Origin of the sequence: Nonomuraea sp. NPDC000554, assembly GCF_040300065.1 — a bacterium.
Lineage (GTDB): Bacteria > Actinomycetota > Actinomycetes > Streptosporangiales > Streptosporangiaceae > Nonomuraea.
In genome coordinates, this window is record NZ_JBEPDC010000003.1 from 281,040 (window position 1) to 293,840 (window position 12,801).

12 protein-coding genes are annotated in these 12,801 nt (G+C 68.7%); 6 read left to right on the forward strand and 6 right to left on the reverse strand.

All coding sequences use genetic code 11. From position 1 onward, the window contains the following. The first annotated feature begins 136 nt into the window (after positions 1-136). Positions 137-1,402, forward strand: coding sequence for a serine/threonine-protein kinase (locus ABT294_RS07745; RefSeq protein ID WP_350804292.1), 1,266 nt, complete (start codon positions 137-139; stop codon positions 1,400-1,402). A gap of 593 nt (positions 1,403-1,995) precedes the next feature. Here the strand turns inward: ABT294_RS07745 and ABT294_RS07750 are convergent. The 6 genes from ABT294_RS07750 to ABT294_RS07775 form a co-directional block, all read right to left on the reverse strand. After that, on the reverse strand, positions 1,996-2,973 hold the full coding sequence (locus ABT294_RS07750; RefSeq protein WP_350804293.1) for a hypothetical protein: 978 nt from the start codon (positions 2,971-2,973) through the stop codon (positions 1,996-1,998). A gap of 295 nt (positions 2,974-3,268) precedes the next feature. Then, positions 3,269-4,210 carry an NADH-quinone oxidoreductase subunit NuoH gene (gene nuoH / locus ABT294_RS07755; RefSeq protein ID WP_350804294.1) on the reverse strand — a complete coding sequence of 314 codons (942 nt, stop codon included), beginning with the start codon at positions 4,208-4,210 and terminating at the stop codon, positions 3,269-3,271. Further along, positions 4,203-4,754, reverse strand: coding sequence for an NADH-quinone oxidoreductase subunit C (locus ABT294_RS07760; protein WP_350804295.1), 552 nt, complete (start codon positions 4,752-4,754; stop codon positions 4,203-4,205). The genes nuoH and ABT294_RS07760 overlap by 8 nt, the downstream gene beginning before the upstream one ends. Continuing rightward, the gene (locus ABT294_RS07765; RefSeq protein ID WP_502911984.1) at positions 4,751-5,281 is read right to left on the reverse strand and encodes an NADH-quinone oxidoreductase subunit B; all 531 of its coding nucleotides are present in this window, start codon (positions 5,279-5,281) and stop codon (positions 4,751-4,753) included. Before ABT294_RS07765 ends, ABT294_RS07760 begins: the two co-directional genes overlap by 4 nt. A 143-nt stretch (positions 5,282-5,424) precedes the next feature. Continuing rightward, a complete protein-coding gene (locus ABT294_RS07770; RefSeq protein ID WP_350804297.1) occupies positions 5,425-6,684 on the reverse strand; it encodes a M48 family metalloprotease in 1,260 nt (419 codons plus the stop codon). A gap of 132 nt (positions 6,685-6,816) precedes the next feature. Then, entirely contained in the window at positions 6,817-7,188 is a 372-nt protein-coding gene (locus ABT294_RS07775) for an NADH-quinone oxidoreductase subunit A (protein ID WP_350804299.1), read from the reverse strand. Between the two features lie 85 nt (positions 7,189-7,273). Here ABT294_RS07775 and ABT294_RS07780 point away from each other — a divergent pair, with 85 nt between their 5' ends. The 5 genes from ABT294_RS07780 (at position 7,274) to ABT294_RS07800 (ending at position 12,794) form a co-directional block, all read left to right on the forward strand. Continuing rightward, complete coding sequence (locus tag ABT294_RS07780) at positions 7,274-8,908, forward strand: polysaccharide deacetylase family protein (protein WP_350804300.1); 1,635 nt, start codon at positions 7,274-7,276, stop codon at positions 8,906-8,908. A gap of 68 nt (positions 8,909-8,976) precedes the next feature. Then, positions 8,977-9,066 carry a putative leader peptide gene (locus ABT294_RS07785; protein WP_350804302.1) on the forward strand — a complete coding sequence of 30 codons (90 nt, stop codon included), beginning with the start codon at positions 8,977-8,979 and terminating at the stop codon, positions 9,064-9,066. 121 nt (positions 9,067-9,187) lie between these two features. After that, a complete protein-coding gene (locus ABT294_RS07790; RefSeq protein WP_350804304.1) occupies positions 9,188-11,032 on the forward strand; it encodes a 2-oxoacid:acceptor oxidoreductase subunit alpha in 1,845 nt (614 codons plus the stop codon). Next, a complete protein-coding gene (locus ABT294_RS07795) occupies positions 11,025-12,071 on the forward strand; it encodes a 2-oxoacid:ferredoxin oxidoreductase subunit beta (protein WP_350804305.1) in 1,047 nt (348 codons plus the stop codon). The genes ABT294_RS07790 and ABT294_RS07795 overlap by 8 nt, the downstream gene beginning before the upstream one ends. Positions 12,072-12,227: 156 nt before the next feature. Continuing rightward, positions 12,228-12,794, forward strand: coding sequence for a class I SAM-dependent methyltransferase (locus tag ABT294_RS07800; RefSeq protein WP_350804306.1), 567 nt, complete (start codon positions 12,228-12,230; stop codon positions 12,792-12,794). Positions 12,795-12,801 lie beyond the last annotated feature (7 nt).

Consider the following 12,801-nt stretch of genomic DNA (forward strand, 5'->3'; position numbering starts at 1 on the left):
GCACTTGGGCGTATAGGCAAATGATCCTGGGACTTGTCCCCAGGTTTTCCACAGCTGTCCACAGCCTGAGGGGGGGTTATCCACAGGTTTGCGCTGCGCCCGATATGTGCGAGAACTGGGCGATAGTCTCTCCGCCATGTCGTACAGCCATCCGGGCCGTCCCAGTGGCGCGGTGTGGACTGCAGCCGTTGGGTGGGCGGTCCTCCCCCTAGTCAGTTGCGGCCTGGCGACCCCGTTCACGATCGGGTTCGCCTCCCTGTGGCTCCGCAGTGTCTGGCAGGGCATGGCCGCGGCCTTCTACCTGCTCTGCATCGGTTCGTTCGTGATCGCGGCACTGTCATACGACCAGTTCGAGGACATCCCCGACCCGCTGTCGACGATCGTCTCGCTGGGGCTGGTGATCAGCTGGATCGGCGGTGTGATCCACTCGGGCATCCTCGTCCCAGCCATGGCCAGGGCCCGGGTCAAGGTGCGGCATCCGGCTGACCTGCACCAGCGCGCCACGTCCCCTACGTACCGTCCGCGGGCGGTCGCGCCTGGATGGGCCGGGAGCGGGCGGCGGCCCGGCCCGCCTGTGACGGCGCACGACCCGCGGCCCGGCGAGCCGCGAACCGGTCATGAGCGGAGGCCGGGCGAGCCCGAATGGATCGGTCACTACCGGGTCCTCCAGCCGCTCGGGCGGGGCGGGCAGGGCGCGGTCTACCTGGCGATGGCGCCCAACGGTGTGCGGGTGGCGGTGAAGGTCCTGCACGATCTGGTCGACGAGACGGCGCGGGCCAGGTTCGCCAGAGAGGTGGACGCGGCCCGCCGGGTGGCGACGTTTTCCACAGCCCGGGTGCTCGACGTCAACATCACGGGCCAGCACGCCTACATTGTCAGCGAGTACGTCGAGGGGCCCTCGCTGGAGCAGTTGGTCCGCAAGCAGGGCCCGCGCGATCAGGACAGTCTCACGCGTCTGGCGTTGTCCACAGCCGGAGCGCTGGCGGCCATCCACAAGGCGGGGATCGTCCACCGCGACTTCAAACCGAGCAACGTCCTGATCGGCCACGACGGCCCGCGAGTCATCGACTTCGGCATCGCGCGGGCGCTCGACCAGATGACGGTGACCTCCGGGAAGATGGTGGGCACGCCGCCCTACATGTCACCCGAGCAGCTCTCGGGGGCGCCGGTGGGGCCGGCGTCCGACGTGTTCAGCTGGGCTGTGACGATCATGTTCGCGGCTACGGGACGTCCACCATTCGGCGAGGACACCGTGCCGGCCGTCTTCAACCGGGTGCTTACCTTTCATCCGGACTTATCCCCGTTACCGCCGGCCCTTCGCGGAATCGTGGGGTCCTGCCTCAACAAACGCCCCGAAGACCGTCCCTCGGCCTCGGACGCCATGCTCGCCATCATCCACTGACCAGCTACGTTCGCTCGTTCTCCACAGCAGCACTCCTCTTGGAAGCGCCGTCCACAGAGGCACCTCTCACGTAAGCACCGTCCACAGAACCCCTCCGGCGGAAGCACCGTCCACAGGAGCGCCGTCCACAGGAGCACTGCCCTGGCATAGCCGCCCTGGACCAGCTGCCGCGCAGATAGTCCGGCCGTAGGGGAGAGCTCGTATTGGACAGGTGGCTTGCCAGCAGGGCGTATCGCGAGCAGCCGACTGCGTGCGACCGCTTCGGCTGACACTTCCACGTTCGCGGGACAGTCCCGCTGGTAAGGCTCGCTGTCCATGGATGCTGCCTCCGAGGGGGCCACTGCGGATCATCGGAGAGGGAGACGCCCCGTGGGCAAGAGTCCCCGCGGGGCTCCTGCTGGTGGAGTCTCCTCCCGGCGGGGTCTCCTCCCGGCAGGGGCTCGTCCCGGCGGGGCTCCTGCTGGCGGGGGGCGTCCCGGCGGAGGTCTCCTGTCGGTAGAGGGGCTCTTGTCGGCAGAGGGCTCCCTCTGCCGACAGGCAGGGCGCGTCGCTGGGATGCCTGTGTGGACCCCCTGGTCGGCCTTGGGGAGTGGTCAGGGGGTGGCTTCTGGGCAGGTTTTGATGAGGTTGAGGTATTCCTCGCGTGGAAGCCGGTGCACCGCGAGTGACATCCCGATGTGCTGAGCGAAGCGGTTGAGCTGCTCTGCGGGCCAAGGGCCGGGGAGGTGGTGGAGGGGGGAGCCGTCGGCGTCCATGATGAAGAGGCCGGTGCGGTCCTCGTAGCTGTAGAGCAGGAGGCCACAGGCTCGGCGTGGGGTCCTGCGCAAGGGGAGGTTCGCGACCAGGGTTTGGCCGCGGTGGACCTGGAGTCTGGGGCCTCGGTGGGCGTCTTCCTTGGTCGTCAGGGTGAGACCGCCCGGCGTGCTGACCACTTCTCCACGGGCGATCCGGCGTCTCTGGAGGCGGGCCGAGATGGGGCGGAGCACCAGGAGCGCCGGGCTGAAGGCGACGAAGAGCCACTTCGCTTCGAGGATGTCCAGCAGGATGCGGCCGACTGAGGAGAGGCCGCGCCATGCGAACCACATGCCGGTTGACGCGAGGTACACCATCAGGGCGAGTCCGGCTACGCCGACGCCGATGGACACGTGTTTGCGCCATCTCGCCAGGAAGGGGCGGCGGAGGCCGCGCAGGCGGCGCCAGCCGGGGGCTCTGGCGGCGAGGGTGGCACGCACCCGGTACGGTCTGTGGGCTCGGCCGTCCACGACGGGGATTCCCGCGTTGACGGTGAACGCGTGGACGTCGGGGGCGTGCCAACTGCCTGGGAGGTCCAGGAGGACCAGGCCGTCGGCGTCCAGCGCGGCCAGGCCGGTGACCGACTGCTGCTGCCCACCCTTGGACGTGGTGATCGGCTCGTCGTATTGGTAGTGGAAGAGCGCCGCGGGGGTCAGGCGTAAGGAGTCGCCGGTTGTGGCGTCCGTGGCCGAGAGGGAGTGGCCGTCCCACGACAGTGCCGTCTCCGGACAGGCGGCGCCGACGATCGCGCCGCCGTGTGGAACTAGTTGAGAATCCATTCGATCACTCCAATGGCCCCGGCCCCCAAACTACAGACGGATGAGGACGGCGTGGAGTTTCAGGACACACCAAAGGTCCTCGGGGGCGGGCCAGCCGACGCCCCCCGTCGGACGGGCTGGGCAGCAGGTGGCCTCGGAAACGGTGGCACATAGGGCGAGCACGTGGACGGGATACGCGTGCGGCGACTGCTCGGACGGGTTGCGTGGAGATGGAGGGCGAAGGGGGCGTACTGGGGTTGGTGTGGAAGGTGGGCGCGCAAGGTCCGGGAGTGGGAGCGCCTGATCGCCTGCTCTTCTAGACGAGGACCTTGACGATGCCCGTGAGGGCGAGCTGCAGCAGGGCCAGGGGGACGAGGCCGACCCAGGCGAGTTTCTGCAGTTGGTCTTCGCGAAGGCGGGGGAAGCTGACCCGCAGCCAGATCACCACGAACGCCAGCAGGAAGACCTTGACCAGGGTCCACAGCCAGCCTGGCAGCAGCGGCCCGTGCCAGCCGCCGAGGAAGAGCACCGTCGTCAGGAACGACAGGACGACGATGCCGACGTACTCCGACAGCATGAACAGCGCGAAACGCATGCCGGTGTACTCGGTCATCGGGCCCATGATGATCTCGGACTCGGCGACCGGCATGTCGAACGGCGGGCGGCGCAGTTCGGCCAGCCCTGCCGTGAAGAAGACCACCCCGCCGATCGCCTGCCAGGGCAGCCACCACCACTGCCACGACTCGACGATGGCGGGGAGCGACAGCGTGCCCGCGGCCATCGCGACCGAGGAGGCGGCCAGCACCAGCGGCAGCTCGTACGACATGAGCTGCGCGGCGGCGCGCATGCCGCCCAGCACCGAGTACTTGTTGGCGGACGCCCACCCGGCCATGATCGCCCCGAGCACGCCGATGCCCAGCACGGCGAGCACGAAGAACAGGCCGAGGTCGAGGTCCACGGCGACGCGGCCGCGGTCGAAGGGGATGACGATCAGCACGACCAGGTACGGCACCAGCGCCACGCCGGGGGCGATCATGAAGACGCGCCGGTCGGCGGCGGCCGGGATGACGTCCTCCTTCTGGGCGAACTTCACGCCGTCGGCGATGAGCTGCGCCCAGCCGTGGAAGCGTCCGGCGTACATGGGGCCGAGCCGCGACTGCATGTGGGCCATGACCTTGTGCTCGGTCTGACCGACGATCAGCGGCAGCAGCAGGAACACGACGAGGATGACGGCGAAGCTCAGCACCACGTCAAGCATCCGGTGACCCCCAGTCGGCCGGTACTCCGGGCGGAAGCGTGCGGCGGCGGCTCGGCGCGCCGTGCCCGGACTCGCCGGGCTCCTTGGCCCCCGGCCACGGCTTGGCGACGCGGGCGGCCAGGATGAAGTCCTTGCGCAGCGGGTGGCCCTCGAAGCCGTCGGGCAGGAGCAGCGGCACCAGGTACGGGTGGCCGTCGAAGGTCACGCCGAACATCTCGTACGTCTCGCGTTCGTGCCAGTTCGCACCGCGGTAGACGTCCACGGCGGACGGCAGGCGCGGGTCGGCGAGGGGCACGTGGGTGCGCACCAGCAGCTGCCGGCAGGACTCCGGGTCGTAGACGTGGACGACTATCTGGAACCCCTCGGGCTGGTCGTCGACGCCGGTCAGCCAGTCGAAGAAGGCGTAGCCGGAATCGCGGACGAACGTCAGGACCTCGATCCAGTCGGCCGCGGCGACGTCCACGGTGGTCTCGCCGAAGGACTCGGAGATCCGCACGCGCTCACCGAACCGCGCAGCCAGGGACTCCGGCTGGGAGTCGGTCACGAGTCCTCCCCGTGGGAGCGCGACCAGATGTAACGGTCGCTGAGCCGCTCGTCGCCGATCTTCTCCTGCAGCTTCATGATCCCGTACAGCAGGGCCTCGGGCCTGGGTGGGCAGCCGGGGACGTAGATGTCGACCGGGATGATCTGGTCGACGCCGTTGGTCACGCAGTAGGAGTCCCAGTACGGGCCGCCGGAGTTGGAGCAGGCGCCGAACGAGATCACGTACTTGGGGTCGGGCATCTGCTCGTAGAGCCGCTTGACGGCCGGGGCCATCTTGTCGGTGACGGTGCCCGACACGATCATCAGGTCGGCCTGGCGGGGGCCGTTGGCGAAGGGGATCACGCCGAACCTGATGAAGTCGTGGCGGCTCATCGAGGTCGCGATGAACTCGATGGCGCAGCAGGCCAGCCCGAAGTTGAACACCCACAGCGAGTACTTCCTGCCCCAGTTCAGCACGAAGCGCATCGGCTTGGGCGCCAACCTGGAGACCGGCCCCACGGTGGGCATCGGGAGATCCGTCGCTGCCATGTCTCTCATTCTTGCGCGGATCACAGGCAAGGCAAAGAAGACCGCTCACCTTGTGGATCACAGGAGGAGCAGAAGGATCACTTCTTCTCCCCTGCGTCACGCAGCAGGCAAAAAGGACATTCTCCGGTATGGGTCAGGCAAGGTTAGGCATAGGAGGCCGCTCGTCTTGCCTCGCCGAGTTCTGTCGCGATGGCCGTGAACAACGGGTCCAGCTCCGCCTGGATGGCCTCGTCCTCGTTGTCGCGTAACCGCACGGCGGGCGCGTCGTAGTGCAGTGACCGCACGAACTCCACGCGCAGGTCGAGCGGCGGGTGGGAGTCGGCGACGTGCCTGACCTCCCTCGCCGACAGCCGGCGCCGCCGCTCCAGCTCGTACTCGGGCACCTTCGCCTGCATGTCGCGGAGCCGCTGCCACACCGACGTGCCGAGCGAGGCCGCCAGCCAGCTCAGGTCGTTGAGATCGACGGGCGCGGTCACGACTTTGTCGAGCATGCCGGCGGCGGCCTCGGACGACCCCACACGGGCGGCCCGCTCGTCCGCGACGTACTCCGCCTGCCGCGAGGAACGAGCCGTGATCATGACGAGGAGCATGCTCAGCAGCCCGATCACGATCCCGGCCAGCCGCATCACGGCGACCAGCACGATCGCCAGCAGGCTGGCGATGCTCTCCGGCACGGCTTCCACCGTGTCCTCCCCGGTCTTCGCGGTGCTGCGGGTGGCGTCCTGGACCGCGTAGAGCGCGCTGATCGCGGTGCTCGTCAACCGGCCATGCCTGCAGTCACCGTTGCTGGAGTGGCTCAGCTCGTGCGCGAGGAGCGCGACGCGTTCCTGGGGTTCCAGGACTGCCCAGAGAGGAGCGCCCAGGAAGAGCACCCGCGTGCCGCGCAGGCCGAGCTGCGCGAAGGCCGCCTGGAACGCGGGCCACACGAGGACCGCGTCGACCCTGTCCGCGCCGACCTCGGCCCCGACCCTGTCCAGCAGGCCGAACAGGCGCGGCGCCGACTCCCTGGTGAGCACGGGCGCCTTCTTCGACAGGCGTCCCAGCCGCGGACGCATCAGCCAGGCGACCCCCAGCAACAGCGCGCCCAGGGCGAATCCGACGACGTTGGGCACGAGGACGGCGACCCACACGCCCGCGACCGCCGCGCTCAGGGTGAGCAGGTGGATCAGCGCGGCCAGCAACGACGACGCGACCCGGGCGAACCCCCCGCCGACCAGCTCGACGCCCGTCTTCAGCACCTGGGCGTGCAGCCCTGCCGTCAGCCGGTCCGCGAGCATCACGCCGAGACGGCGCCTGCGCGGACGCGCGGGCAGGTTCCACTCGCACGACGGGCACCAGGACGGGTAGCGGCCGTCCTTGACGACGGCGACACCGCACTTCGGACACGGCTTTTCGGTCGGCATGGCCGAGAGTGTGACAGAAGCCATATCGATGATCTAGATCATCCGCCAGGCCCAGCTGAGTGTCCAGATCGCCGCGTCCTGGTGCGCCGTCGGCCTGCGGTCGGCGCTCCTGCCTCGCCCGGAACGCCCTGCCTAGGTCCAGGTCAGGACGCGTTTGCGCCAGGCATACAGGATGCCGAGGGCGATGAAGCCGAGGAACACGAACATCTCCACGAGGGTGGTCAGGCCGAAGCCGGGGGCGGAGAAGATCGTCGCCCAGGGGAAGAGGAAGACGGCGTCGACGGCGAAGACCACGTACAGGTACGTGAACACGTAGTACCGGACCTGCGACTGGGCCCAGCCCTCGCCGACGGGATCGACGCCGCACTCGTAGGTGGTCAGCTTGTCAGGCGTGGGCCTGGTGGGACGGAGGAGGCGGTTGGCCAGGAGGGCTCCCGCCACGATGGCGACCCCGATCGCGAGCAGCGCGGCGACCAGCAGATAGGACCCGAAGTAGCCGTCCATACCGCGATCGTAACCCAGTCAAACCTCGGACCCCATAACCCCAAATCGGGGCAAAAGCCTAGATCACCGACTTAACCTGACTTTTATGCACAAAAGCCGATTCTTTGGAGGAATCGTGCTGCTGGCCGTCTCAGTCGCGGGTTGCAGCCTGGGCGCCGCCTCCCCCCATCGGGACCTCACGGTCCCCGGAGATCCGACGATGCTCTACTTCGTCGATCCCGCGTCCGTGCCCGGCCTGACGGTCAGGACGCTGACCGAGGGCGACTCCGCCCCCCGCTACGTGCACGTCAGCTATCCGGAGCTCGCGGCCGCACCCCAGCTCAGCGCGGCCCTGCACACCGAGGCCGAGCGGCAGCTCCGCGGCTTCCGCGGCACCACCGGCGCCGGCGAAGCGCCGCCCCGCCCGGAGCTGAACGTGGAGTGGCAGCTCGCCGCCGCCTCCGGCGGGATCGCCGGCGTGCGGATGCGCACCAGCGAGTTCCACAAGGGAGGATGGGGCAACTCCATCCGCACGTTCTGGTACGACGGGCAGACCGGCAAGGCGTTCGACTCGACCGGCCTGCTCAAGGGGCAGGACGCGCTGCGCGACCTCACCGAGCTCGTCAGGGAGCAGCTGCGCGAGCGCGGCCCCCAGGTCGACAGGAACGAGGTGAAGGCCGACCGGGACGAGTTCGACGCGCTGGCCTTCAACCGCTCGGGCGATCTGGTGGTGGAGTTCGACGACTGCCAGATCGGGGCGTGCTCGCTCGGCCGCCTCGCGGTCGCCGTCCCCAGCCAGCAGGCGGAGCCGCTCCTGTCGGAGTCGGGACGCCGCGCGCAGCAGGCCGTCAGCGCGGCAGCCGCGGCCGCGCCCCCGGCCATCCCCGGGAGCGCGCCGCAGACCGGCCTGGAAGACGAGTCCCAGAGCCCGCCGGCCGGGTCTTCAGGAGAGAACCCGATCTCCAAGGGAACTTCCGGGATATCCAAAGCAGCGCCGCGGCCACCGGGAGAAGGAACCCCCCAGGCCCCCGAGAAGGGGTCGGCGGCACCGGAAGGGGCGCCGACGGTATCCAAAGGACGCACGAAAGAGACGCCCCTCCCCACTCCCGAAGCCCCCAGCGACGCCCCCGGCACGGTCGACTGCGACAGGGCCAAGTGCGTCGCGCTGACCTTCGACGACGGCCCCGGCCCCAACACCGGCAGACTGCTCGACGAGCTGCGCGCGGGCGCCGCCCGGGCGACGTTCTTCGTGGTCGGAAGCGGTGCGGCCGCCCAGCCGGACCTGCTGCGCAGGATGGCCGCCGAGGGCCACCTCGTGGGCAACCACAGCTGGAACCACCGGGACCTGTCCAAGGCCGCGACCAGCAAAATCACCGACTCGCTGCGCCGCACCCAGGACACGGTCAGGACGTCCACCGGCCAGGCTCCGACGCTCCTCCGCCCGCCGTACGGCGCGATCGGCAGCGGTCTGACGGACATCGCCAAGCAGCTGGGTCTGGCCCTCGTGACCTGGGACGTCGACACCGGAGACCAGCAGGCGCGCAGTGCGAAGGAGATCGCGGACAGGGCGGTCGAGGGGGCTCATCCGGGGGCGGTCATCCTCATGCACGACGTCCGCCGCGCGGCTGTCGACGCGGTTCCGGAGATCATCGAACGGCTTCGCGGGAAGGGCTACACCTTCGTCACCGTTCCCGACATTCACGGCGGAACCGGCCCGCAGCCCGGGCTGCTTTACGGGTGATGACACCGCGCGCCGGGGGGACCTCCCTGACGCGGCGCTCGTCTCGGAGGGACGTATAGTTGGCGCTCGTGACCCGAACCGTCCTCTTCGCGCGCTTGCACGTCGACCTCTGCAGGCTCGCGTCAGGGCTGTGTCGTCGTTCTCCCGTCTTGCCCTGAACTGCACCCGCGTTACCCGCTTTGCATAGCTGGCAAACGCGTGACCTTCCGAGGATCTAGCATGGAAAAAGAGAACGCGCCAGAAGCGACCGCGCATCTGCGCGTCGAGGAGGACTGAGCTGTGACCAAGCAGGTTCAGCAACTCGATCGTGTGATCATCAGGTTCGCCGGCGACTCCGGCGACGGCATGCAGCTGACCGGCGACCGCTTCACCGCGGGTACCGCGGAGTTCGGCAACGACCTGTCGACGCTGCCCAACTTCCCCGCCGAGATCAGGGCTCCCGCAGGCACCCTGCCGGGCGTCTCGAGCTTCCAGCTGCACTTCGCCGACCACGACATCCTCACGCCGGGCGACGCGCCGAACGTGCTGGTCGCCATGAACCCCGCGGCGCTCAAGGCCAACCTCGGCGATCTGCCGCGTGGCGCCGACATCATCGCCAACACCGACGAGTTCACCAAGCGCAACCTGCAGAAGGTGGGCTATGAGGTCAACCCGCTGGAGGACGACTCGCTGAGCGAGTGGCGCGTCCACGCGGTGCCGCTGACCTCGCTCACGGTGACGGCGCTGGAGGGCTTCGACCTGTCCAAGAAGGACGCCGAGCGCTCCAAGAACATGTTCGCGCTCGGCCTGCTGTCGTGGCTCTACCACCGGCCGACCGAGCACACCATCTCCTTCCTTGAGCAGAAGTTCGCCAAGAAGCCCGAGATCGCCAAGGCGAACATCGCGGCCTTCCAGGCGGGCTGGAACTACGGCGAGACCACCGAGTCCTTCTCGGTCTCCTATGAGGTGAAGCCCGCGCCGCTGCCTCCCGGTCTCTACCGCAACATCTCCGGGAACCAGGCGCTGGCCTACGGCCTGATCGCGGCGTCCGTGCAGGCCAAGCTGCCGCTGTTCCTGGGGTCGTACCCGATCACCCCGGCCAGCGACATCCTGCACGAGCTGTCCAAGCACAAGCACTTCGGCATCCGCACCTTCCAGGCGGAGGACGAGATCGCGGGCGTCGGCGCGGCGCTGGGCGCGGCGTTCGGCGGGGCGCTCGGCGTCACCACGACGTCGGGGCCGGGCGTGGCGCTGAAGGCGGAGACGGTCGGCCTCGCGGTCACCACCGAGCTGCCACTGATCATCGTGGACGTGCAGCGCGCCGGCCCGAGCACCGGCATGCCGACCAAGACGGAGCAGACCGACCTGCTGATGGCCATGTTCGGCCGCAACGGCGAGTCGCCGGTGCCGATCGTGGCGCCGATGTCGCCGAGCGACTGCTTCGACGCGGCGATCGAGGCGGCGCGCATCGCGGTCAAGTACCGCACCCCGGTCATGCTGCTGTCGGACGGCTACCTGGCCAACGGCTCCGAGCCCTGGCGCCTGCCGGAGATCTCCGAACTGCCGGACATCTCCCAGGAGTTCACCACGACACCGAACGGTGACGACGGCGAGTTCCTCCCCTACAAGCGCGACCCCGGCACGCTCGCCCGCCCGTGGGCCATCCCCGGCACGGCGGGCCTCGAGCACCGCATCGGCGGCATCGAGAAGGCCGACGGCACGGGCAACATCTCCTACGACCCCAACAACCACGACCTCATGGTCAGGGTGCGGGCCGGCAAGATCGCCGGTATCGACGTCCCCGACCTGGAGGTCGACGACCCCGACGGCGACGCTGACGTGCTCGTCATCGGCTGGGGTTCCACCTACGGCCCGATCGCGGCGGCCGCCCGCCGCGTCAGGAAGAGCGGCGGCAAGGTGGCGCAGGCGCATCTGCGGCACCTGAACCCGCTGCCCGCCAACACCGGCGATGTGCTGCGCCGCTACCGCAAGGTGCTGCTGCCCGAGATCAACCTGGGCCAGCTCGCACTGCTGCTGCGTGGCCGCTACCTCGTCGACATCATCAGCTACAACCGCGTGCGCGGCCTTCCCTTCAAGGCGGAGGAGCTGGCCGGAGTCATCCAGGACGTGATCGACAGTGACTGAGCTCGTGAACGGGAAGGGCCTCTCGCTCGTCCCCAAGACCGACGTCAAGCAGACCCTGAAGGACTTCAAGTCCGACCAGGAGGTCCGCTGGTGCCCCGGCTGCGGCGACTACGCGATCCTGGCCGCGGTGCAGAGCTTCCTGCCCGAGCTGGGGCTCAAGCGCGAGAACATCGTGTTCGTCTCCGGCATCGGCTGCTCCTCGCGCTTCCCCTACTACCTGAACACCTACGGGTTCCACTCGATCCACGGCCGCGCGCCGGCGATCGCGACCGGCCTGGCCGCGTCGCGTCCCGACCTGTCGGTGTGGGTGATCACGGGTGACGGCGACGCGCTGTCGATCGGCGGCAACCACCTGATCCACGCGCTGCGCCGCAACGTGAACCTGAACATCCTGCTGTTCAACAACAGGATCTACGGCCTGACCAAGGGCCAGTACTCCCCCACCTCCGAGGTCGGCAAGATCACCAAGTCGACCCCGATGGGCTCGCTCGACAAGCCGTTCAACCCGATCTCGCTGGCGATCGGCGCCGAGGCGTCGTTCGTGGCGCGCACCATCGACTCCGACCGCAAGCACCTGCAGTCGGTGCTGCGCGAGGCCACCGCGCACCGCGGCACCTCGCTGGTGGAGATCTACCAGAACTGCAACATCTTCAACGACAACGCCTTCGAGCAGCTCAAGGACCCCGAGGTCCGCGACGACATCACGCTCAGGCTGGAGCACGGCCAGCCGATCGTGAGCGCGTCGAAGGCGGTCGTGCGGGGCGCGAACGGCGGGCTCGAGGTGGTACCCCGCTCCGAGGTCGACGAGAGCCGGGTCCTGGTGCACGACGCGCACAACCCCGACCCGTCGGTGGCGTTCGCGCTGTCCAGGCTGGACGAGCCGGCCTTCGAGCACGTGCCGATCGGCGTCTTCCGCCAGATCAGCCGCCCGGCCTACGACGTGCTCATGGCCGAGCAGCTCGACGAGGCGGTGGCGCAGAAGGGCGCCGGCGACCTCGCCGACCTCCTGATGGGTGGAGACACCTGGCGCATCAGCTGAACGGTTAAATCCATATAAACAAAATGATGCATTGAAATTGGGGATCCCTTCGGCGAAGATGAGCCGGTGAAACAGGGATCCCCATTACGCCAGAAATTTGTCGACGGGCCCGATTCTCTCGCGGCGAAAGCACGGGCCCGCCGCTGGCAGTGGGTCGTGAGCAGTTTTCCCGATCTGCCCCGCATGGACGTCGTCGACCTGGGCGGCAGAGCCACCGCCTGGCTGCGCGCGCCGGTACGGCCGGCCAGCGTCCATGTCATCAACCTCGAACACGACGACGAGGACCTTCCGGGCTGGCTGCGCACCGAGGTGGGTGACGCCTGCGAGCTGCCCAAGCACGTCCTGGCCGGCCGGTACGACCTGGTCTTCTCCAACGCCGTCATCGAGCACGTGGGCGGCTACCTGCGGCGACGCGCCTTCGCCGACTCCGTGCACGCGCTGGCGGAGCGCCACTGGGTGCAGACGCCGTACCGCTACTTCCCGATCGAGCCGCACGTGCTGTTCCCCTTCTACCAGTTCCTGCCCGTGAGCATGCGGGCGCGGATCAGCAGGACCTGGCCGCTCGTGCACACCAAGTCCGCGGACCAGGAAGCGGCGCTGCGGGACGCGCTGGAGGTCGAACTCATCGGCAGAGCCGAAATGTCCCTCCTGTTTCCCTCCTCCCAGCTCAGAGCGGAAAGGGTCGCCGGACTGGTGAAGTCCCTAATTGCCATAAAGGCATGATTTTTCG